This window comes from Senegalia massiliensis, from assembly GCF_009911265.1.
Classification (GTDB): domain Bacteria; phylum Bacillota; class Clostridia; order Tissierellales; family SIT17; genus Anaeromonas; species Anaeromonas massiliensis_A.
The window spans coordinates 57,515-81,357 of record NZ_QXXA01000015.1 but is presented as its reverse complement, the minus strand read 5'-3'; the positions used below and the strand labels follow the sequence as shown (position 1 = coordinate 81,357).

Genomic DNA, 23,843 nt, shown 5'->3' with positions numbered 1-23,843 from the left:
TGTCTAATGTTCTATTTTCTTTTGTTATAATTTATAAAACTTTTTAAAATTAAAATAAATTTAAACTTAAGTGCATGTTCAAAGTTTCTTAAGTCTAATCCTGTATGTTTTTTTATTTTCTCTAATCTATAAATAAGTGTATTTCTATGAACATAAAGTTTTCTAGCCGACTCACTTATATTTAAACTTAAATTCAAAAAAACTTCCGCCGTTTTAATATCATCTTTATTTAATTCATTAATTTTATACTCTTCTATATCTTCATATAATTTCTTTATATCATCATAATTTATAAGTGATATTACTTTATAAATAAATATATCTTTATATAAATTCACATTACTTGGTATACTAAATTTTTCTGTGATTTTTATGGTATCAATACTTTCTCTATAAAGATTCTTGATATTTATAGCGATATCACTACTACTTATTCCTATATTAATATTCTCTAACATCTCAATTTCTATTAATTCTACTATTAATCTAGACAATTCAACCGCTTTTTCTATACTATTATTTACAACTATCAGAATAAATTCATCATCAAAAATTGATATTATGTCAATCTCTTCTAAATTAACTAATATTTCAAATGCATCATTTAATCTGTCTCTTTTATAAATTTTCAACCCAATAATAACTAATTTATCATTTTTATTTATATATAAACAATTTAATTTTTCTGCAATTTGCTCAGTATTTAAATTGTTTTTAAGTATATTGTTTAATATTTTGTTTGAATGGGTATCATTAGAATAAATGTTAAGTTTTTCTGAAATTAAAATTCTTAATATATTTTTTTCATTAGTAGTAATATTTTCTAGATTGCTATATATATAATAATTGTTTTCATTGTTATTATAATTATAAATTAAATTTTTATCCTCATTTTTAACCGTATCTACATATAAATCATATGAAGTTGACAAATTTATAATATTTAACTCTTCTTGTAGCTGGATTTTGGTTGACATAAGATCACCTGAATACTATTATAATAAATTTCTTTATATTTTAAAAGAGTAAATATCATTTTTTTTGTAATAATAAAGTAATAATTTATACTTCTTTTATAATTATTGTAATCTAAACGTAATAAAACCTTATTAAATAATACCATAAAATCTATGATAACACAAATAAAAAAAGAAAGTAGAAATTTTAAAATTTCTACTTTCTTTTTTATTTTAAATTAAATGAAAAGAGACTTTTAAAATATTGCTTTTTCTGTTTCTTTATCAAACAAATGAATTCTATTAGTATCAAAGGCTAAAGACACTTCATCTCCTGCCTTAGATTTATTTCTTGGATTCACTCTTGCAATTGCACTATTACCAAATATATTTAAATATAAATATGTCTCAGAACCCATCATTTCAGTTACTTCTACTATAGCTTTAAATGAACTATCTTCTGAAGCTTCTATAAAAGCTTTTTCATCATGTATATCTTCTGGTCTTATTCCCATTATTACTTTTTTACCAAAGTGGCCATTATCTTTTAATATTTTTGCTCTTCCTTCTGGAATTTTTATTTTCACTTCACTATTATCTAATACTAAATGGCAATTATCTACATCAGTTGATTCAATATTGCCATCAAAAAAGTTCATTTGTGGACTTCCTATAAAACCAGCTACGAAAGCGTTAGCAGGATTTTCATACACCTTCTTTGGAGTGTCAGCTTGTTGAATAAGTCCATCTTTCATTATAACTATTCTATCTCCCATAGTCATAGCTTCAGTTTGATCATGTGTTACATATATAAAAGTAGTTTGTAATTTCTTATGAAGTTTTGAAATCTCTGTTCTAGTTTGAACTCTTAACTTAGCATCTAAATTAGATAATGGTTCATCCATCAAAAATACCTTTGGATTTCTTACTATGGCTCTTCCTAGGGCAACTCTTTGTCTTTGACCTCCAGATAATGCTTTAGGTTTTCTATCTAATAAAGATTCAATCCCTAATATCTTTGCTGCTTCTTTTACCTTTTTATCTATTTCATCTTTAGATACTTTTCTTAATTTTAGACCAAATGCCATATTATCATAGACTGTCATATGTGGATATAATGCATAATTTTGAAATACCATTGCTATATCTCTATTCTTTGGTGGAATATTATTAACTAGTTTATCTCCTATATATAATTCACCACCCGATATTTCTTCTAAACCAGCTACCATTCTTAATGTAGTAGACTTTCCACATCCTGATGGTCCTACAAGAACTATAAATTCCTTATCTTTTATTTCTAAATTAAAATCCTCGACTGCTTTTACTCCTCCAGAATAAACTTTTTCTAAATTCTTAAATGTTAAACCAGACATGTGTACCTCCCGAATAATTAATTTTTCTATACTTTAATTATATCGTGTAATAGGTATTTTTTCTATTGACATTTCATACAACATTTCTAATGTTTTTTAGCTAAATATACAATAATCTACTATTTATCTTTAGTATATTCTACAAACTTAGATAATTTTTTAGATACTTTATAGTAAACACTATTTTCTGGATATTCACCATTCTCATTAATTTTTCCTGCTTTTACTCCTGTTAAAATTTCTATTCCTTCATCTACTGTTTTTATAGAATATATTGAAAATTTATTTTGTCTTACTGAATCCATAACTTCATCAGATAACATAAGATTAGTTACATTTTGATGAGGTATTATAACTCCTTCTCCTCCTAATAAGCCTTTTGTTTTACAAACTTTATAATATCCTTCAATTTTTTCATTTACTCCTCCTATAGGTTGTATTTCACCTTTTTGATTTATAGAACCGGTAACTGCTATTGCTTGGTTTATAGGTATATCTGATAAGCTAGATAACAATGCATATAATTCTGTGCTAGATGCACTATCACCATTTATTATGCCATATGACTGTTCAAATGTAATGCTTGCAGATAATGATAATGGTTTAAATTTAGCAAATTTACTTCCTATATATCCATTTAAAATTAATACTCCTTTATCATAACTACTGCCACTTTGTTCTACTTCCCGTTCAATTGATACTATTCCATCTTCTCCTACAAATGTAGAAACTGTTATACGATTAGGCCTACCAAAAGAATACTCACCTGAATCAAGTACAGCAAGGCCATTAATCTGTCCTATTTCATATCCATTTGTTTCAATTAATAAAGTTCCTTCTTTAAATAATTCATGTAATTTTGTTTCATATTGATTATTTCTATATATTTTACTATCTAAAGCTTGTTTTATATGGTCCTTATTTACAATATTTTCATTTTCCCATCTTGCTAAAGCATCTGCCTCATATAATAACTTTACTATATAATTGAATCTGCATGTTAACTTTTTTTGATCTCTTGCAAGCCTTGAAGAATATTCTATTATTTTTCCAATACTATCTTTATTAAAAGGTAATAACTTATTTTTTTTACAATGATATGATATAAATTTAGCTATAAGTTTCATGTTTTTTTCTGTTCTTTTCATCTCAATATCAAAGTCTGCTCTTATACGAAATAATTTCTTAAAATCTTCATCATTCGCATATAAAAGTTGATAAATATAATGATCCCCAATTATAATAACTTTCACATCTAAAGTAATTGGTTCAGGTTTTAATGTTTGTGATAGCAAACTTTCTTTAAATACATTTTCTATTTTTATTTGATTAGATTTTAAAGATCTTTTTAATCCTTCCCAAGCAAATTTATTTTTTAATATGTCTTTTGCTTGTATTATTATGTATCCACAATTAGCCTCATGTAAAGATCCAGGTTTTATTTTAGTATGATCTGTTTTTAATACTCCTAATTGGTTTACATATTCAATCTTACCTAATAAATTATGGTATGTAGGATTTAATTCTCTAATTACAGCTTCTCCTTCTAATCTGCTATTATCAATAAATAAATTTATTTCATACCTTATAAAAAAGTCATCTTGATTAGCTTTTTGCTGTAATAAATCTAATCCTTTTTGACTATCTGATGTATTTGTATTTTTGAATCTATCATAATTTTCTATAATATCTATTTTTACTTCTTCTAAAAATTTTATGATTTTTTTATTATCTTCAAATATTTTATTTACAGACTTTAATTGGGTATTTATTGTCTCACTAACAATACTTTTTTCTAAATATGATATTTGATATAACAAATTATTTTCTTGATTTTTCAATTTTTCAATAATATCAAATGTTACAGATTGTAAATTATTAGATTTTGCTTTTAATTCTTTAATTTCTTCTTCATCTAGATCATTAAGTTGAGCTTTTGACATTGGCTTACCATTGACAATAGGAAAAGTTACAATACCTTTTTCAGTATATTCAAATTTAAAATCATATTCTTTTGAAATATTATTTAGTTCATTTATAATCTTTTGAATTATTTGTTTATGGTTTTTATATAAATTGTCTAATTTTTCTTCATAGTTCTTTGAACTTAGGTTTTCAGGTATTTTTTCCTTTAATATATCTATAAGTTCACCCATTTCTTTTTTGAAAATTTTCCCTTTTCCTTTTTTAAGAGAAATTGCTTTAGGGTTTTCAGGCTTTTGAAAACTATATACATAACACCAATCTTTACTATTATTTTTTAATTTAGAATGTTCTTTTGCAAGAGAGTAAGAATAACTGTTACGTCCTGTACCGTTAAGTCCTGATACATATATATTATAGCCTTCTCTGTAAATAGACATCCCAAATTCAAGCGCTTTTATGGCCCTTTGTTGACCTATTATACCTTCCCAGTTATCTACTTCTTCAGTAGTTTCAAAATCAAATAAATCAGTATTACATTCATTCTTTAATTTATCTAAGCCTAATTTATATTTATCCACGAAACCCCTCCACTCAAATATTTAAAACATTTATACCCTAAATTGTATATTAGAATTCATTCAGATATTACAATTATATATAAAAAATAATCATCAGAATTAATTCTGATGATTATTCTATATAATTTGTTTTTAAATCTATTTTTTCAGGTAACTTTTCTAATTCTGTTTCTGCTATGACAGTAGGATAAGTAATAACTTGAGGTACTATTTCATCTGGCTTCGGATCCGTATATTCAGCATATACTATTAAATCAAACTTTCCATTATTTTTCTTTTTCTCTATAGATTGAATAGTTACATCATAACCATCAGTATTTTTTTCTCCTCTTGTAACTACTATATAAATCTTATCATCTACTTTACATGCAAGTGCACGTTCTTCCTTTTGATACTTAGGCAATATTTCTTCTATTTCTTTAGGGATATCATCTTCTTTAATAATATCAAAAGACACTTTTTCATCTCCTTTATCAGTTAAAATTTTAGGAATAAAAATAATTCCTAAAATAACTATAGTTAAAAAAATAAGTACCCACCATTTTTTATTCACACAATCCCCCCATCTAAACAAAGTTCTTTATTAAATAGTATTATGATTGTATGAAAATTATGATTTAATTTCTGTAAACCCTTCTCCTAGTACTTCATGAATTTCTGTTACCATAACAAATGCATTTTTATCTAATTTATTAATAAGGTTTTTTAATTTAGTTATTTCAGCTCTATTTACTACACATAACAATACATTTCTATCATTGCCAGTATACATTCCTTTACCTTTCAAAATAGTAGCACCTCTATCAATTTCTTTTAAAATTGCACTGCCTAATTTTTCTGGATTATTGGATATTATAAGAAATGCCTTACTATAACTAAGCCCTTCTAGTATCTGATCTATCACCTTTACTAATATATACAGTGAAATAATAGAATATAATGCTGTATCTAACTTTTTATCTACTATTCCTGCAAAAACTACAACTATCAAATCAATACTCATCATAATTTTAGGTATACTTAATCCTGGGAAATATTTATTTATTATTGCTGCACCTAAATCAGTTCCTCCAGTAGTCCCACCAAATCTAAATATAATACCTATACCTATGCCTATAAGAAGCCCTCCAAAAATAGAGGCTAGTAAAAGATTGCTTGTAGCTACTGAATTCGGGAAAATTTTTACAAAAAAAGATAATCCTATTGTTGCATATAGTGTTTTTGCACCAAATGATTTTCCTAAAACTAATACTCCTCCAATAAATAGTGGAATATTTATAAGTAAATTTGTAACTTCAATTTTAACAAATCCATTTGTTATCTTTTGAATAACAATTGCAATACCTGAGACTCCACCTGGCGCTATAGTATTTGGTCCTAGAAACATATTTAATGATAACGCCATTATAATAGTACCGAATGTTATTGCAACGTAGTCTATAAAGTACTTATACCATTTTTTGTTTTTCATATTATCACCTCTTCTTATATATTTTACACTATCAAATAAGTTTTAAAAAAGAATATAACATATATTTAATATTTAATATAAAAGTATATTTCTATTAGAACAACTTTTTAGCAATAAAAAATTAGAAATCATATGATTTCTAATTTTAAAATATATTTTAATTTAAAATTCTGCAAGGCCTGTACTTATTCTCAAACACTCATCTACTATTTTCATCATATCTTCATCAAAATGTCCAATTTTTTCTCTAAGTCTCTTTTTATCTATTGTTCTAATTTGTTCTAATAGTACAACTGAATCTTTTGTTAAACCATATTCACTAGCATTTATTTCAATATGTGTAGGTAATTTTGCTTTATTAATTTGAGATGTAATAGCAGCTATAATAATAGTAGGGCTATATTTATTTCCTACATCATTCTGTATAACTAAAACTGGTCTAACTCCTCCCTGTTCAGAACCAATAACAGGACTTAAGTCGGCATAAAATATATCTCCTCTTTTAATCAATATTAATCACATCCCGTCAGCTTCGACTCATAATCACAGAGTTCACAATTATCTGCTTCAATTCCTATTTCAGCTAAAGCTAAATTAATATTAGCCATTTCTCTATATCCAATTTTCATTCTCTCTCTGATTTGAATCTTTTTCCTCTCTCTAATGTAAAGCCTCATAGCTTCCCTAATAAATTCACTTCTATTTTTCTTCTCAATAGATACTATTCCATCAATTTCGTTCAATAAAGTTTTTGGCATGCTCACAACTATTTTTTTAGATTCGGCCATTAGTGCACCTCCGGATAAATTTATTAAGATAATATAATTCCAATTTATATACTTATTATTATTATATTCCATTGAAGTAAAGTATATACCTGATTATATAGTAGTATATGAACATTTTCAAATGAGTAATTAATACTAATTTATATACTCATATTATGTAAATTATAATCTTTTACCTTAATAAAATTATCTCCTTTAACAAAAACTCTAGGAACTCTTTTAGCTATCATACAAACTACTTCATAATTAATTGTATTTAATTTATGGGCAATATCATCAATACTATTAGTATTTTTTTCTTCACCACTAAAAATTGTTACAATATCTCCTATTTCTGCATTCATTACTTCACTCAGATTAATCATGGTTTGGTCCATACAAATTCTTCCTAATACATTAACCTTTTTTCCTTTTAATGTTACTTCTATGTCATTACTCAATATTCTAGTAAATCCATCTGCATAACCTATTGGTAATGTTCCTATTTTTGCAGTTTTATTAGTTACATATATATGACCATAACTAATTCCTTCACTTTTTTCTACACACTTAACATATGAAATTTTAGTTTTTAAACTCATTGCTGATTTTAAATCAACTCTTTTTCTATCTACATTCATAGATGGATACAATCCATACAACATCACACCAGCTCTTACCATATCAAGATTATATTCTGGCAAATCAATTATTGCAGCACTATTAGATACATGCTTGATTGGAATCCTTAACCCTCTTTTTTCTAATTCATCTGTTATATATTTAAACCTTGTAAATTGTAACCTTGTAAATCTTTTGTTTTCTTCATCAGCACAAGCAAAATGAGTAAATATTCCTTCTATTTCTATATTAGGTAATTTTGATATCTTTAGTATTTCCTCAATAGATTTTGCATTAGATTCAAATCCTAATCTTCTCATTCCAGTATCTATTTTTATATGTATTTTTGAAATTTTATTTTGTTCTAATGCAGACCTTGATAGTAATTGTGCTTGATTAAATGAATATATAGTACTTATAATATTATATTTTAGTAAATACTCAGCTTGTGAATTTGGAGTATAACCTAATATTAATATAGGTGTATCATTTATTCCTGAATTTCTTAATTCTATAGCTTCAGACAATGTAGCTACAGCAAGCCTATCTGCACCATTCTTCAGAAAAGTTTTAGATGCTTCTGCTGCATCATGACCATATCCATTGGCTTTTACAACTGCTGTTATCAAAGTATCCTTTTTAACTATATTTTTTACTTCTTTCATATTATGAGCTAAGTTGTCTAAGTTTATCTCTACCCATGTAGGTCTTGTGTTATTTAAATCTAGCAATTAATCACCTCTTATAAATTATTCAAATAACATATCTTCTGTTAGTGTAACATTATAGTTTAAGTTCTCATATTTAACTTCTACATTTTCTATTCCATTGATGTCAGTTATTATCATTTTATTTGGTTTAAAATCTTTTTTTGAAAACCATATCTTTTGATTTCTTCTTTTAGCACTATTTCCTGGTAATTCTAAGTTAATAATTAAAAAATCTTTATCACTTTCCATTTCAATTTTTTCAGAAGTCTGAATAAGCTCTAAGAAATATCCTATAAATAATGTACTATATTGTTCAATTTTTTTTCTTTCTAAAACAATTTTTGTTTTATCAATATTAGGATATATTAAATGTAAATTTTTACCATCAAAATATATTTCTTGTTTTTCATCTAAATATTTAATCCTATATTTTTTAGGCTTAGAAAATATATGCTTAGCAGAATATTTTTCTTTCCCTTTATTACTTTCTATAGATATATTTACATCTGCAGAATAAGTTTCTATATTATTTATAGTTTTTACTAGTTCATTAAATAATTCTTCATTTGTTGGATTTTTATTAGAGCATGATATAGTAAAAATAACTATCAATAAAACAATCACAACAAATAACTTATTCAATTAGTACACCCCTTTATTAAAGATGAGCTAAAATGTCTGATCTAGCTATTATTCCTTTTAATTTTCCATCTCTATCTATAACAGGAACTCTGTTAATTCTCCTATCTAACATAATATTTACTACTTTTCTAATTTCATCTTCTTCATAAACTTTAATTACTGGAGATGTCATAACATCTTTAACTTTATATGCAGCAGCCTTTCTTAATTCTTTTTCAAACTTTTTTACAGACTCAAGTAAAATAAATCCTCCTAATAATGGAACATACGACGGCATATTTACATTTTTGTCTCTAAATATTAAATCTGTTTCTGTTACAATTCCTACAACTTCTTGTTCCTCATTCACTACTGGAACTCCACTAATTTTATTCGTTATTAAAACTTTAGTCACATCTTCTATTATGTCATCTTCTGTTACTGTTATCACACTTTTAGTCATTATATCTTTAGCCTTCAATCAAACCCCTCCTATCTTTTATATTTAAATTTAAAATATTTATACCCCTTATTGTACCTACTATATCAAAATATATTAATATTCTTTAAATAGCCTGATATTTAATATATTATTCTTATATTCATACTTATTATTACATTAAGTTTTTATTTTGTAAGACCTCGTATAATATCTAATAAACTTTTATCTACAGGAATATCAAGTAATATTCCTAAAGTATATACTGCTCTATATAAAAAATATATAGTAATACCTATAAATAATACTATAAATATTAATTTTACTACTGTATAAACTTTTGTTTCTCGTTTTTGACCTTTCTTATCAAATTTAAGTAAAGGCCTTGTGAATATACTAGTGAATATCTCTATACCACTTATTATAAGCAAAAAAAACAATATTAAATCAAATTTCAAATTATCTCCTCATTTCTAAATAAAGCTAAATTTATAGCTACTCTAAGCTAATTAATTTTTCTCTAAAAAATTCTGATCTAACTTTTCAATTTCTTCTTTTCCAATCATATTATGTAAAAATGTATAAGCGTTGTTTATTTCTTCTTCGTAATCATTTTTATTTTCAATAAGTTCTTTTAATTTAATTCGCAATTCTTCTATTTCGTTATAAATTGGTACTAATTTTTTTTCCTTTATTTTTAAATCTTGATATGCTATCTTTATTGTTATATTTAATAGCTCAAAATTAGAATGTCTTATTTTACTAGGCATATTGTCTAATTCTATTTCCAGATTTTCTATTTCTTTATTTATTTCTAACATTTCACTTCTTGATAGTTCTAATTTACTTATAGAATTCTTGTCATTATTATTTACTTTATGAGATAAATTAACTATATCAACCATAATATCTCTTTTTTTATTTTGTAACTTTTTTAGATCACTTTTATATTTTCTTTGATTTCTCAAATGTTCTAATAATTCTTTTTTAGCATTTTGAATATCATTATTATCTAAATTCCCAAACATCTTTTTCCACTCAAAACTATTAACTAATAATGGTATATTATTTTTAGCCATAATATCATAATTTAATTTTATATCTTTAAATGACAATTTTATTCACCCCCAATTATATTATACTCCTTTTTCTTCAAAGTAAAAATAGTATAATATAACGAATTTAAAATAATTATTATACATTGTTTTCTAATTTTAGATTTTTAACATTTATTACTGATCAAATTTCCATAATAAAAAAAGAAGGATCTAAATAAAATTTAAATCCTTCTTTTTCTAGTAAATAAAAGGAATAAACTTAAATCTTTTCTCTTTCCAATGTATATACCTTTCCCCTATAACTTTTTCCATAATAATTTCTTCTTCATCCATTCTCATTTTAAGTATTCTAAACATAATAAATGCAGAGAAAATAAAAACTAAAAAATTTTCAGTATAAAGTGGTATTGATATTGTAAGCAAATATAATCCTAAATATAAGGGGTGCCTTAATATTCTATATGGGCCTTTAATTACTAAATCTTGGGTTTCGTCTACTTGCACATACCTTGAAAATTTTTTTCCAATTATGAATAATGACCAATACCTTAAAATCAATCCTAAAGAGTAAATTATTAATGCCACTACTTTAATCCATTTAATATAGATTATTCCTATATTAAAATAAGTCATTACACTATTAATAATAACTATAAGTAAAATAGTAACTAAAATCATATAAAATGTATCTTTTTTTATTTCATCCTTTCTATTAATCGAAGGATAAAATAAAAATTCTAATAACCATAAAACACTAATAATTATAAAAATATAATCAAATATACTTAAGCTCATAAAGCACCTCCTTATAATATATTTACCTCATATTGTAAAAATTAAACTTATTTTAAACCCATGATTCTTTAGTATTTTGTTCTTCTAATTGATTTGTATAAAGTTTATAATAATAACCTTTTAACTTTAATAGCTCATTATGATTTCCATGCTCTATTATCTTACCATTTTTAACTACTAGTATTTTATCTGCATTTATTATAGTAGATAATCTATGAGCAATTATAAAACTAGTCCTATTCTTCAAAACTTTTTCTATTGCATATTGTATTTTCTTCTCAGTTTCAGTATCAATAGACGACGTTGCTTCATCCAATACAAATATTGATGGATTAGATACTATAGCACGAGCAAAAGATACTAATTGTTTTTGACCAGTAGATAATTTACCTCCACCTTCACCAACTTCAGTATCATATTTCTTTTCTAATTTTTCAATAAATTCATGAGCATTTACTCTTTTTGCAGCCTCTATTATGTCGTTTTCACTTGCATTTTTAGAGCCATAACGTATATTTTCTCTTATAGTTCCACTAAAAAGATGAGGACTTTGAAGAACATAACCAATATTAGAATGTAACCAAGACAATGATCTACTTTTATAATCTACTCCATCAATCAAAATTTTGCCCTCAGTTGGTTCATAAAATCTACATGCTAAATTAACTATTGTACTCTTTCCAGAACCTGTTTCACCAACTAAAGCAACTGTCTCCCCTGCATTAATTTTTAAATTAAAGTTATCTAATACTTTTTCTCCATTTTGATATTGAAATGATACATTTTCAAACTCTATATCCCCTTTAATATTTTCCCAATTTTCTTCTTTAGGATTTAAAATGTCTCCATATTTTAATATAACATCTTTAGTATCTTTTATATCTGGAGTCATTTCTACTAATGATAATACTCTTTCAGCAGAAGCCTGAGCAGATTGTAGTTCTGCAAATACACGAGCTAATTCTCTAACTGGCTCAAAAAACAATGCTGTATAGGATAAGAATGCTACAAGTGTACCATAGGTAATTTCTCCAAAAACTACAGCTCTTCCTCCAAACCATAATGCAAGTCCAGTACCTATACTACCAAGAGTTAGCACTATTGGTAAAAATAAAGCCGAAAATATTGCAGCCCTTATGGATATCAATTTCATACTTGATGTATAATTTTTAAATTCTTTTAAATTTTCTTCTTCTCTAACTAAAGTTTTTGTAGTTTTAGCTCCAGATATTCCTTCACTAAATGCACCTGTAATCTGTGAATTTAGTTTCCTTACTCCTCTATAAGAGTTTAATATTTTATTTTGAAAATAAACACTTATAATAGCTAATACAGGAACAACAGAAAGTGTAATAAGAGCTAATTTAAAGTTTAAAACAAATAAAACTATTCCTACTCCTAACATAAATGTAAGTCCCCATGCAGAATCTACAATCCCCCAAGATATAGTTTCTCCCAATCTTCTTACATCAGAAGTCATTCTTGCCATAATCCACCCTATTGGTGTTTTATCATAATAAGTAAATGACAATTCTTGTAGCTTTTTAAAGCCTAATTTCCTTATATCATATTGAATTCCCATTTCTACTTTGCCTGCAACTGCAATAAAAGCACCTACATTTATAACTTGAATTAATATTAACACTAAATATATAAATGAAAAACGAATTAAACCATCTGTATTCCCTGGTACCACATAATTATCAATTGCCCTTTTTGTCATCAATGGAAATATTATATCTATAGCTGCTACACTCAGCATTATAAATCCTAATAAGTATAAATGCTTCTTATAATTTTTCATATATTTAAATATTCGTTTCCAAATACCTATATTTAAATTCTTACTGTATTCTTCTTCTTTAAAACCTGTCATATTGTCACCCCATTTTATACTATATTTTCTTTTTCAAAATTTTGACCATTTTGAATCTTAAATACCTTTTTATATAAACCATTTCTTTTAATTAATTGACTATGGTTTCCCATTTCAACAATTTTTCCATCTTCTAATACTATAATTCTATCTGCTTCAGCTACAGTAGTAATTCTATGAGAAATTATAAATGTAGTCACATCTTTTTTTCTCATTTTTAAAGCACTCCTTATTGTTAAATCAGTTTCTGTATCTACTGCACTTAATGAATCATCAAAAATTAATATTGGACTATCATTTATAATAGTTCTTGCTATTGCTATTCTTTGTTTTTGTCCACCGGATAAAGTAACACCTTTTTCTCCTACAGGAGTTTCGTAACCTTTATTAAAGCCTAATATTACATTGTGTATAGATGCAATTCTTGCAGACTCAACAATTTCATTCTCTTTAGCTTTTAAATTTGCAATACTTATATTATCTTTTATACTTCTTGAGTATAAGAATGGTTCTTGTAATACTATTCCTATATTTTTTCTAATCCATTTTTTATCTATATTTTTTAATTCTATATCATCAATCTTTATGGATCCTGAGTCATAATCATATAATCTAGCAAGTAAATGTACTAATGAGGATTTACCTGAACCAGTTTTCCCCATTATTGCAATTGTCTCACCTTTTTTCACTTTAAATGATACATTATTTAATGTTTTATTATAATTTTCATATGAAAAAGAAACATTATTAAATTCAATATTCCCATTTATTTTAGGCATAATCTCATGACTTTCTTTTTTTTCAATAGGATTTTCCAGTATCTCTCCTATTCTATCTAGTGAAACTAATGACTTACCTAAATCAGTTAAAATTCTACCTAATTGTCTTACAGGCCATAAAAGCATTCCTTCATATGTAGTAAATACAACTAATGTACCAAGTGTTATCTCATTATTAACAGTCCAATAAACTCCCAATATTAAAACAAGTGCAATTTGTATTAAGCTTAACAGGTCAGATAAAGCCCAATATCCTGCTAAAAGCTTAATTAATCTATAGGTTAAATATCTAAAGTTTTCATTCTTTTCATCAAATTTTTCTATTTCAAATTTTTCTTTTGAAAAAGCTCTTACTACCCTTACACCATTTAAATTTTCTTGAAGCACTGTTGATAATTCTGCTTCAGCTTCATCAGAAAGCTTAAATGCCTTTTTTACCATCAAAAAGAATATTACTGAAAAAGAAAATATTATTGGCACTACTGACATCGATATAAATGCCATTTTAACATCCAAAGAAAACATTATTATACCGATAAATATAATCATAAAAACTGCTCTTCCTATTTCTACAAATTGTATAGCTAAAAACTTTCTGATTGTATCTAAATCAGATGTACACCTTTGAATAAGATCTCCAGTTTCTGCCTTAACATGATAATTATAAGGTAAGTTTTGAATATGATCATATAATTTTTCTCTAATATTTTTAGCAATAGATTCTGCAGCACTATTTGACCACTTTCCTTTTGTGTATAAAAATATACCTTGAATTATAGTAAGAAAAATTAATGCAAATGCTAATATCCATAAATTTCTTTTAAGTACTACTACTCCTCCTATACTATTAATCATATTTACAATTATATTTGGCGCATCTATAGGATTATCACCAATAACTGAGTCAATTGAAATTTTTAATACTAAAGGGTTAATTATTGATGCCAATGTTGCAATTCCTATGCTTAATATAGAAGCTAGATAAAGCAACTTATTTCCTTTCATGAATTTCCATAATAATTTTAAACTATTCAATCTTTTCACACTCCTTGTTCATAAAAAAGGGCGATAGATTTATAAATCCATCGCCTTTAATACATAATCATTTTTATTTTCTGATAATTAGACATAAAAAAACCATAGATATCTACATACCTACAGATAAAATTAAGTTAATATTAGATATAACTTGTGTAGGTCGTATTATATTTAATTTTTATAAATTTATTCATATTGAGCATTTTCATTTTTACGACCTCCTTTAAGTTATTTACCAATATAATTATAATACAGTTTTTAGAAAATTTCAAGTATTTTTAAAAAATATTTATTTCAGAGTTTTTTCTATAGCTTTTTTTACTATATCATAACTAAAGCCTTTATATGTTAAATGTCTTGCTAATTTTTGGTAAACCTTATTTCTATCTTCCTCTTTTATCAATTTTACTTTTTTCTTAGAAAGAAATACTGCATTTTCTAATTCTAAATCATTATCCTCTAACTTAGAGATTTCTTCTTGAGCAATCCTTTCATCGATTCCTTTTTTTATTAGATCATAATATATCTTTCTTTTTCCAAAGTGACTTAAATTTCTCTTATCCTTTATAATAGAACTAGCTAAATTTTTATCATTTACTAGATTGTATTCCTTTAAATTTTTAATAACTTTATCAATTATATCTTCATTAAAATTATATTTTTTTAATTTGATATTTAAATTTTTTTCACTTTGTGGAGCTGCACTTATTATCTGTAATGCTTTGTTTTTGCACTTTATAAAGTCTTCCTTTAAAATCATTTCATCTAATATGCTTCTTTCAATATCTTTTCCAATATATAAATTCAATCCAAAACTTATTTCTTTCAATGTAGTTTTAAAATACTCCCCATCTATATATATATGAACTCTTTCTGTTGTTTTTTTGGAATCTTTAATATCTGTAATTTTAGGCATTTAATTTACCTCCCTATATCTATTAAAAATATTATCTCATAAATTTGTTCTAAAAAAAAGAATATTTCTTGTTGACATATAATAATTATAGATATATAATTGAAAACAATAAAAAAATATCGAAACTCTTATCTAGAGAGGTGGAGGGACTGGCCCTATGAAACCCAGCAACCAATGCATTATGCATAAGGTGCTAATTCCAGCGGCATATGCCGAAAGATGAGGGAGGAAAATCCTCTTTCATAGAGGATTTTTTTTATTAAGGAGGAAAATATGATAAAACTTAAAAATGTATATAAAGAGTATAAGACTAAAGATAAAAATATAGTAGCTCTTAAAGATATAAATTTAAATATTAAAAATGGTGAAATTTATGGAATTATTGGCCTAAGTGGTGCTGGTAAATCAACTCTTATAAGAACTATTAATAGATTAGAAAATGTTGATAAAGGGAATATTTATATAAATGATATTGATATTACTAATTTAAATAAAAAAGAATTATTAAAAACAAGAAAAAAAATAGGTATGATATTCCAGCACTTCGATTTATTGAGTTCAAAAAATGTATTTCACAACGTTGCATTTCCCTTACAAATTGCAAAAGTAGATAAGAATGAAATATCTAAAAGAGTAAACGACTTATTAGAACTTGTAGGACTGAGTGATAAAAAATATGCTTATCCATCGCAACTAAGCGGAGGACAAAAACAAAGAGTAGCAATAGCAAGAGCTCTAGCAAATAAACCTAATTTATTATTATCAGATGAAGCTACATCTGCACTTGATCCTGAAACAACAAAATCGATATTGGAACTTTTAAGAAAGTTACAAAAAACATTAAACCTTACAATCATTATGATAACTCATGAGATGGAAGTTGTTAAAAGAACTTGTGATAAAGTAGCTGTTATGGAAAATGGAGAAATTGTAGAGAAGGGTAATGTAGATGAAGTATTTTTCAATCCTAAAACAGATATTACTAAAAGACTTATAGAATCTATGCATAATGATGATATAGAAGAGTTAGATATTACTAATACTGAAAACTCCAAATTATTCAAATTAACTTTTATAGGAGAATCTTCAAAAAAACCTATAATATCAACAATAGCAAAAGATTTTAATGTAGAAATAAATATTCTTTCTGGAAATATAGATAAACTTATAAGCACAAGTGTTGGTAATTTAACCATACAAATAAATGGCAATCAGGAAGAAATAAATAAAAGCATAAATTTTTTAACTAAAAATAATGTGAAAGCAGAGGTGATAACAAATGAAAGAGATATTTGATCTTATATATACCCCCCTATTAGAAACATTATTTATGGTATCATTATCTTCTGTATTTGGATTTTTGCTAGGTTTTCCATTAGGGATAATATTATTTATTACTCAAAAAAATAGTTTAGTGCCTAATTTAAAATTAAATAGCATATTAGACTTCATAGTAAATATTGGAAGATCCTTTCCATTTATAATACTTATGTTGATATTATCACCTTTATCAAAATTAATTGTAGGAACTTCCATTGGAAATACAGCAACTATAGTTCCACTATCTATAGCAGCAGCTCCTTTTATTGCACGTGTAGTTGAATCTTCATTGAAAGAAGTAAGTTATGGAGTAATAGAAGCATCTTTATCTATGGGAGCTACTACAAGGCAAATAATATTTAAAGTTTTAGTACCTGAAGCTTTACCTTCATTAATATTAGGTATGACTTTAACTATTATAAATTTAATTGGCTATTCAGCTATAGCAGGAGCCATTGGAGCTGGAGGCCTTGGATATTTAGCAATAAGATATGGTTATTATGGTTTTGATGCAAGTGTAATGCTTATTGCAGTTATAGCCATAATAATATTAGTCCAAGGTGTACAATCTTTAGGTAATAAAATAGCATTTAAATTATTAGAAAATCGTTAGGAGTATGATAAAATGAAAAAATTATTAATCGTATTATCTTTAGTAACATTAATCTTTGTAGGATGTGGTAACGAGGCAGAGGAAAAAGAAGATGTAAGCACCTTAAAAATAGGAGCAACTCCTATTCCTCATTCAGAACTATTAAATGAAGTAAAAGAAAAGTTAGCAGATGATGGTATAACTTTAGAAATAGTTGAATTTACTGACTATGTAAAACCAAATTTAGCTCTTTCAGATGGTGAATTAGATGCAAATTTCTTTCAACATACACCTTATCTTGAAGATTTTAATGAAAAAAATGATACTGATCTAGTTGCCCTTGCAAAGATTCACGTAGAGCCATTAGGTCTATATTCTGACAAATATAAAGATGTAGAAAAAATTGAAAAAGGAAGTACAATTGCTATACCAAATGATCCTACAAATGGCGGTCGTGCTCTTTTACTTTTAGAAAATGAAGGATTAATACAATTAGATAAAGAAGCCGGTTTACTTGCAACAGAGAAAGACATAGTAGAAAACCCTAAGGAACTAGAATTTAAAGCACTTGAAGCAGCTCAAATACCAAGGTCACTTGATGATGTTGACTTAGCTGTAATAAATGGGAACTATGCTTTAGAGGCTGATTTGGTGCCTACAGAAGATGCTATACTACTTGAAGGAAAAGAGTCTCCTTATGCCAATATAATAGCTATAAGACCAGAAGATAAAGATAATAAAAATTTAGAAGTTTTAGTTAAAGCTCTTCAAAGTGATGAAATTAAAAACTTTATAGAGGAAAATTATAATGGTGGCGTGGTTACTGCATATTAAAAAGACTCCCTAGGGAGTCTTTTTAATATGATTTATAAAGTAAATTCTATAATTATATTAGGATCTAATACTCTAAATGTAAATGATTCTGTTATAAAGAATTTAACTTTTTCATTATCACTATTTTGATATCCTATAGACAGATCTTTTCCTATAGTCATTTCTAAATCTTCATGATTATATGGTAATAAATATGCTCCATCTACTACATGACTATATACAATTTCTGTTCCTAATAAATCTTCTAATCTTTTAAGTAATGGATAGCCCATACAATTTGCGTTTATTCTTTGGTATGCTTCTTCACCTACAACAAGAACATAAGGCTTACCAGCAAATGCTCTATTAAGTTTTATCATAGCTTGAGATACTGATTTTAATATATCATCTCCGCTATTACCAAAGTTCATTTTTTCTTGAGATGAAGCATCCTTAAGACCTTCTATCATTCCTTTTTTAAACCCATTAAAAATAGCTTTTTCTTCAAATAAAGCTATTTTTTTAGCAGCTTCTTCAAGATTATCTAAATCTACATCCTTTGCTCCTCTTTCTAAATTATCCATTTCCCATCTATTTAACTCAAACTCTACTCTAGATTCTACTAAAGGTTTTACTTTATATACCCCTGAGCATACTTCCTCTTCACATTCAATAGGCTCTAATCGTCCTTCTGAAATTGCATTGTACTCCCAACCTTTTGGTCCTGAAACATTAACTACTTTTCTTGCGGATAAATAATTTGAAAGTACTTCTTTTGCTCTTTGATCAATCTCTTGCCACATATTCTCTGATATAGGTGCTAAATTTCTTTTTAACATAACAATTCTCCTTTCAAAAAAATAAAATTAAATAACTAATATTATTTTAATTTTCCAATTCCTAAATCAGTATTGCTATCTTCTTCAGCTTCAGCTTTTTCTTCTACTTCAAGAATTGGATCATCAGTAAATAAATAAGTTCTTAATTCTTCATCCCATCCATCCATATTTCTTCTTAACCATTCTAATGTCATAGCTACATGTTCTATTTCTTCGTCTCTATTGTGTGCCATAACAGCTTTTAATTGCTCATCTGTAGCAGCAGCAACTCTTTGATGGTACCAATCTACTGCCTCTACCTCTTCTCTTAAACTATTTAATGCTCTAACACAATCTCTAGTATGCTCATCTAATAACTCCATTGGCTCATGATAATCCTTCATATTAAAATCCCTCCTAATATAATAAGTCTTTCCTTAACAAATATTACCCTGAATATTGTTTGTTAAACAAAAATCTATTTCAAAAAATCATTGTACATTTTCATTTATTAATCCCATTCTGTAAGCTGACAATAACTTTTTAAGATATTCTACTCTTTCTTCTAACTCTTTACCTTTATCAGTATCATATATATATTTTCTCTTATCCATTTTTTCAAGTAATTCTAATGTTGATAATATATCCTTTTCTTCTTTAATCGCTTTTATCTTAGACTCAAATGGTTCATGAGATGCAAGTCTAATTCCATATGAATTATATATTAATGTATACCCTGCAAGTCCTGTTTTTGATTGATATGTTTTTGAAAAACCACCATCAATAACTAGTAATTTACCATTAGCTTTTATTGGACTTTCTCCACTTGAAGCCTTTACAGGTACATGCCCATTTATTATATGGGATGAGTAAGGATTTAAATCAAATTCTTCTAATATATTATTTAATACATTTTCATTATCCCTAAACTTATAATATGGATCTTTTTTTTCAATATGTGTCATTTTATCCTCAATAAAATATCTCTCAAAAGTAGTCATCTTATCCTTACCGAAAAGTGGGGAATCACCATTACACCATAAATACCACATTATATCTTCCCCATATAATTTTTTATCTATTTGATCATTATTGAAATAGAACATTCTCGCTAGAAAATCAAGTTTATCAAATAATTTCTTTCCATATAATTTTTCATCCCCTAATTCAACTTTTCTAAATTTTCCTTTATCATTTAATGGTATACAACTATGATATAAAAGATTTGAATTATATTTTAAATACATACTTCCATTAGAATAGAGGAATTTTATATGTTTTTGTAGTTTATCACTTTCTAAAAAACATTCTTTTATTCTATTTAGTATCCTCTCTTCTTGTTTGGTTAATATATATGGATTATTTGGATCTATAGTAGGAAAGTTTTTATCATTTAATTTATAATTTTTATCTTCTATTGTAATACTAAAATTATTATAATCTATTTTATCAAGTAAAAGTCTATGTTCCATTTTATAATTAGAACTATTTTTTATAATTTGTCCTTCTATTTTAAATTGAATTATAGAAATTGCTTTATGCATTTTTGAAAGTAATTCTAAGTCTTTTTCTTGATAATAATTTTCTATAGGTTTTTTAGGAATAAAGTTTTTGCATTCATCATCTTTATATATATCAAGTGCAAATGTAGCAAGAGGCAATAAGTTTATTCCATATCCTTCTTCTAATGTAGCTAAATTTGCATATCTTAAAGCTATTCTTACTACATTTGTAATACAAGCAAGTGAACCTGCTGCTGCCCCCATCCATAATATATCATGATTACCCCATTGAATATCTGTAAAGCTTCTTCTTAGTATTAAATCATCTAATATTTTATGAGATAATGGCCCTCTGTCATATATATCTCCAATTATATGAAGTCTATCAATTGCAAGTCTTTGAATTAAATTTGAAATAGCTATTATAAATTCATCTGCTCTATCTATGTCTATTATTGTATGGATAATGTTATGAAAATAATCATGCTTGTTTAATCTTTCTTCTTCTTCATGTAATAATTCTTCTATAATATAAGAAAAATCCTTTGGTAACATTTTTCTTACTCTTGAACGTGTATATTTTGAAGAAACTACTCTACAAATTTTTATTAACCTTATCAATGTATCTTTATACCAACTATCTATATCAACTGCTTCTTTTTTTATTAAATCTAATTTTTCTTCTGGATAGTATAAAAGTGTAGCTAATTTTTTCTTTTTTTCGTTAGTTAATTCGTCATCAAAAAGATCATCTATTTTAAGCTTTAAAACTCCTGATGCATTTCTAAGTACATAACTAAAAGCTTCATATTCCCCATGGATATCAGTTAGGAAATGCTCAGTACCTTTAGGAAGATTTAATATTGCATTCAAATTTATTATTTCAGATGAAACTGAAGATATAGTTGGATATTCTTCAGCTAATAACTTCAAATAATCCTTATCTTTCATTAATTCGTCTATTTTGATTTTATTCAATCTTCTCACCTCATTTATTATGTATTATTAATATATAGTATAACACAATTAAAGCTAATAAAATAGATGGATTAATCCATCTATTTATTAAATAGTTTCTTTAAAAATCCTTTCTTTTTAGGCTTTTCCAAAGAGGATTTTTGTTTTAGAAAGCCCCATTTAGACTTTGCTTGCTCTTCCCCACCAATACATTTATTGCCTTCTATATAATATTCATTATTTTCTTTTTTTAAAGTTATAAAACAATTCCTTCCACAACCTTCACATTGCAATTTATTATCTTCCATTTATAATTCCTCCAATCATATCTAAATATATTATAACATCTTATTGTAAACATTTAAGTTTATATTTATGTTTTTTTGGTACATACATAATAGGAGATGATTAAATGAAAAAAGATAATTTAAAAGAATATAAAAATAAAAGAAACTTTAATAATACAACTGAACCTACAGGTAAAAGAATTAAAAAAAATGATGAACTTATATTTGTAATCCAAAAACATGATGCAACTAATCTTCACTACGATTTTAGAATTCAAGTTGATGGTATTTTAAAGTCTTGGGCTATTCCTAAAGGTCCTTCAACTGACCCAAGGAAAAGACGACTTGCTATGCCTACAGAAGATCACCCTTTTGAATATAAAGATTTTGAAGGAGTAATACCTAAAGACAACTATGGTGCTGGTGAAGTCATAATATGGGATAGAGGTACTTATTACAATCTTAAAGAAAATAATTCTCCAACAATAAAAGAATCATTGGAGAATGGACATCTAACTATATTTCTAGAAGGAGAGAAACTTAAAGGTGGTTATGCTTTAATTAGAACTTCTAAAGGAAAAAATGAACGTTGGATTTTAGTTAAAATGAAAGATGATTATGCTGATGCCAGAAGAAACCCTACTAGTACTGAAAATAAATCGGTTATATCAGGAAAAACAATAAATGAACTAAAGGAAGAATCATAGATATGAAGATAAATAATAAAAATATTAACATAAAAAATGAAAATAAAATAATATTTCCTAAATCTAATATATCAAAAAAAGATTTAATAAATTATTTTTTAAAAATATCAAATTATATAATACCCCACATAGAAAATAGACCTCTAACTATGCATAGATTTCCTAACGGAATAAATGATATAAATTTTTATGAAAAACAAATACCGTCATATTTTCCAAGCTGGTTTGATAGAGTTGATATTAAGAATAAAGACAAAGGTCATACAATATATCCACTATGTAATAATAAACACTCCTTAGTTTATTTAGCTAATCAGGCTTGTATATCTCAACATATTTGGCTCAGTAAAAAAGATAGTCTTGATTATCCAGATAAAATAATATTTGATTTGGATCCTCCTGAAAATAAAGATTTTAATTTAGTAATAAAAGCTGCTAAAGATTTAAAAACATTATTAGACTATAAGAAACTATCTGCTTATGTAATGACTACAGGTTCAAAAGGTCTCCATATTGTTGTTCCAATTATACAAGAGTATGATTTTGAAGAAACAAGGCATTTTTCTAAAAACATAGCAAAAGAATTAGTTGAAAAAAATAGTGATTTATATACTATTGAGCAAAGAAAAGATAAAAGAAATAATAAAATATTTATTGATTATTTAAGAAACTCATATGGTCAAACTTCAATAGCACCATATAGTATACGAGATAAAGATAATGCTCCTATAGCAACACCAATTGATTGGGATGAATTAGATACTACACTTTCTGCTACAAAATACAATATATCAAATATATTTAGACGTTTAGGACAAAAGGATGACCCTTGGAAAAATATTTATAAAGTAAAAAATAAGATAAAGTAAAAAAGTTGGGATATATTATCCCAACTTTTTGAATAAAGAACAACCTTTACA

25 protein-coding genes and 1 riboswitch are annotated in these 23,843 nt (G+C 25.9%); of the genes, 5 read left to right on the top strand and 20 right to left on the bottom strand.

All coding sequences use genetic code 11. The features are described 5' to 3' along the window. Positions 1-11: 11 nt before the first annotated feature. The 16 genes from D3Z33_RS13450 to D3Z33_RS13375 all read right to left on the bottom strand — a co-directional run bounded on the left by D3Z33_RS13450 (position 12) and on the right by D3Z33_RS13375 (position 15,927). Positions 12-977 carry a PucR family transcriptional regulator gene (locus D3Z33_RS13450; RefSeq protein WP_160198291.1) on the bottom strand — a complete coding sequence of 322 codons (966 nt, stop codon included), beginning with the start codon at positions 975-977 and terminating at the stop codon, positions 12-14. A gap of 236 nt (positions 978-1,213) precedes the next feature. Further along, positions 1,214-2,332, bottom strand: coding sequence for an ABC transporter ATP-binding protein (locus D3Z33_RS13445; protein ID WP_160198290.1), 1,119 nt, complete (start codon positions 2,330-2,332; stop codon positions 1,214-1,216). A 119-nt stretch (positions 2,333-2,451) separates the two neighbouring features. Further along, positions 2,452-4,836, bottom strand: a complete 2,385-nt coding sequence (locus D3Z33_RS16995) for an AAA family ATPase (protein WP_160198289.1) — start codon at positions 4,834-4,836, stop codon at positions 2,452-2,454. Between the two features lie 112 nt (positions 4,837-4,948). Beyond that, positions 4,949-5,389 carry a protease complex subunit PrcB family protein gene (locus D3Z33_RS16785; protein WP_160198288.1) on the bottom strand — a complete coding sequence of 147 codons (441 nt, stop codon included), beginning with the start codon at positions 5,387-5,389 and terminating at the stop codon, positions 4,949-4,951. 57 nt (positions 5,390-5,446) lie between these two features. Beyond that, the gene (locus tag D3Z33_RS13430; protein ID WP_160198287.1) at positions 5,447-6,307 is read right to left on the bottom strand and encodes a YitT family protein; all 861 of its coding nucleotides are present in this window, start codon (positions 6,305-6,307) and stop codon (positions 5,447-5,449) included. A gap of 162 nt (positions 6,308-6,469) precedes the next feature. Then, positions 6,470-6,820: a type II toxin-antitoxin system PemK/MazF family toxin gene (locus tag D3Z33_RS13425; RefSeq protein WP_160198310.1), complete on the bottom strand. Its 351-nt coding sequence runs from the start codon at positions 6,818-6,820 to the stop codon at positions 6,470-6,472. Next, positions 6,820-7,167 (bottom strand): CopG family ribbon-helix-helix protein, encoded by a 348-nt coding sequence (locus D3Z33_RS13420; protein WP_160198286.1) that lies wholly within the window; start codon positions 7,165-7,167, stop codon positions 6,820-6,822. The genes D3Z33_RS13425 and D3Z33_RS13420 overlap by 1 nt, the downstream gene beginning before the upstream one ends. Before the next feature lie 68 nt (positions 7,168-7,235). Continuing rightward, positions 7,236-8,426, bottom strand: a complete 1,191-nt coding sequence (gene alr, locus D3Z33_RS13415) for an alanine racemase (RefSeq protein WP_160198285.1) — start codon at positions 8,424-8,426, stop codon at positions 7,236-7,238. 18 nt (positions 8,427-8,444) lie between these two features. Then, a complete protein-coding gene (locus D3Z33_RS13410; RefSeq protein ID WP_160198284.1) occupies positions 8,445-9,047 on the bottom strand; it encodes a LolA family protein in 603 nt (200 codons plus the stop codon). A gap of 16 nt (positions 9,048-9,063) precedes the next feature. Continuing rightward, a complete protein-coding gene (locus D3Z33_RS13405; protein ID WP_160198283.1) occupies positions 9,064-9,507 on the bottom strand; it encodes a CBS domain-containing protein in 444 nt (147 codons plus the stop codon). A gap of 146 nt (positions 9,508-9,653) precedes the next feature. Then, a complete protein-coding gene (locus D3Z33_RS13400) occupies positions 9,654-9,923 on the bottom strand; it encodes a hypothetical protein (RefSeq protein WP_160198282.1) in 270 nt (89 codons plus the stop codon). A gap of 51 nt (positions 9,924-9,974) precedes the next feature. Continuing rightward, on the bottom strand, positions 9,975-10,580 hold the full coding sequence (locus D3Z33_RS13395; protein WP_160198281.1) for a hypothetical protein: 606 nt from the start codon (positions 10,578-10,580) through the stop codon (positions 9,975-9,977). 180 nt (positions 10,581-10,760) lie between these two features. Next, on the bottom strand, positions 10,761-11,318 hold the full coding sequence (locus tag D3Z33_RS13390; protein ID WP_160198280.1) for a methyltransferase family protein: 558 nt from the start codon (positions 11,316-11,318) through the stop codon (positions 10,761-10,763). Between the two features lie 52 nt (positions 11,319-11,370). Then, the gene (locus D3Z33_RS13385) at positions 11,371-13,194 is read right to left on the bottom strand and encodes an ABC transporter ATP-binding protein (RefSeq protein ID WP_160198279.1); all 1,824 of its coding nucleotides are present in this window, start codon (positions 13,192-13,194) and stop codon (positions 11,371-11,373) included. Between the two features lie 14 nt (positions 13,195-13,208). Continuing rightward, positions 13,209-15,008, bottom strand: a complete 1,800-nt coding sequence (locus D3Z33_RS13380) for an ABC transporter ATP-binding protein (RefSeq protein WP_160198278.1) — start codon at positions 15,006-15,008, stop codon at positions 13,209-13,211. 292 nt (positions 15,009-15,300) lie between these two features. Further along, a complete protein-coding gene (locus tag D3Z33_RS13375; protein ID WP_160198277.1) occupies positions 15,301-15,927 on the bottom strand; it encodes a regulatory protein RecX in 627 nt (208 codons plus the stop codon). A gap of 125 nt (positions 15,928-16,052) precedes the next feature. Continuing rightward, positions 16,053-16,153, top strand: a riboswitch (SAM riboswitch). Between the two features lie 47 nt (positions 16,154-16,200). Between D3Z33_RS13375 and D3Z33_RS13370 the strand changes: the two genes are divergently transcribed. The 3 genes from D3Z33_RS13370 to D3Z33_RS13360 are packed head-to-tail and all read left to right on the top strand — an operon-like array spanning position 16,201 to position 18,673. Then, positions 16,201-17,223 carry a methionine ABC transporter ATP-binding protein gene (locus tag D3Z33_RS13370; RefSeq protein WP_160198276.1) on the top strand — a complete coding sequence of 341 codons (1,023 nt, stop codon included), beginning with the start codon at positions 16,201-16,203 and terminating at the stop codon, positions 17,221-17,223. Then, on the top strand, positions 17,207-17,860 hold the full coding sequence (locus tag D3Z33_RS13365; RefSeq protein ID WP_160198275.1) for a methionine ABC transporter permease: 654 nt from the start codon (positions 17,207-17,209) through the stop codon (positions 17,858-17,860). Before D3Z33_RS13370 ends, D3Z33_RS13365 begins: the two co-directional genes overlap by 17 nt. Positions 17,861-17,872: 12 nt before the next feature. Then, positions 17,873-18,673, top strand: a complete 801-nt coding sequence (locus D3Z33_RS13360) for a MetQ/NlpA family ABC transporter substrate-binding protein (RefSeq protein WP_160198274.1) — start codon at positions 17,873-17,875, stop codon at positions 18,671-18,673. 32 nt (positions 18,674-18,705) lie between these two features. Here D3Z33_RS13360 and D3Z33_RS13355 read toward each other — a convergent pair whose 3' ends face one another. From D3Z33_RS13355 to D3Z33_RS13340, 4 genes are all read right to left on the bottom strand, one after another. Then, complete coding sequence (locus tag D3Z33_RS13355; protein WP_201750535.1) at positions 18,706-19,491, bottom strand: family 1 encapsulin nanocompartment shell protein; 786 nt, start codon at positions 19,489-19,491, stop codon at positions 18,706-18,708. 41 nt (positions 19,492-19,532) lie between these two features. Next, positions 19,533-19,874, bottom strand: a complete 342-nt coding sequence (locus D3Z33_RS13350) for a ferritin-like domain-containing protein (RefSeq protein WP_160198273.1) — start codon at positions 19,872-19,874, stop codon at positions 19,533-19,535. Positions 19,875-19,961: 87 nt separating this feature from the next. Beyond that, positions 19,962-21,923 carry a fructose-1,6-bisphosphatase gene (locus tag D3Z33_RS13345; RefSeq protein ID WP_160198308.1) on the bottom strand — a complete coding sequence of 654 codons (1,962 nt, stop codon included), beginning with the start codon at positions 21,921-21,923 and terminating at the stop codon, positions 19,962-19,964. 107 nt (positions 21,924-22,030) lie between these two features. Beyond that, entirely contained in the window at positions 22,031-22,237 is a 207-nt protein-coding gene (locus D3Z33_RS13340; protein ID WP_160198272.1) for a hypothetical protein, read from the bottom strand. Between the two features lie 104 nt (positions 22,238-22,341). On the opposite strand from D3Z33_RS13340, the gene D3Z33_RS13335 reads away from it, so the two are divergent. Then, positions 22,342-22,923, top strand: coding sequence for a DNA polymerase ligase N-terminal domain-containing protein (locus D3Z33_RS13335; protein ID WP_160198271.1), 582 nt, complete (start codon positions 22,342-22,344; stop codon positions 22,921-22,923). A gap of 2 nt (positions 22,924-22,925) precedes the next feature. Next, the gene (gene ligD / locus D3Z33_RS13330; RefSeq protein ID WP_160198270.1) at positions 22,926-23,792 is read left to right on the top strand and encodes a non-homologous end-joining DNA ligase; all 867 of its coding nucleotides are present in this window, start codon (positions 22,926-22,928) and stop codon (positions 23,790-23,792) included. Positions 23,793-23,843 lie beyond the last annotated feature (51 nt).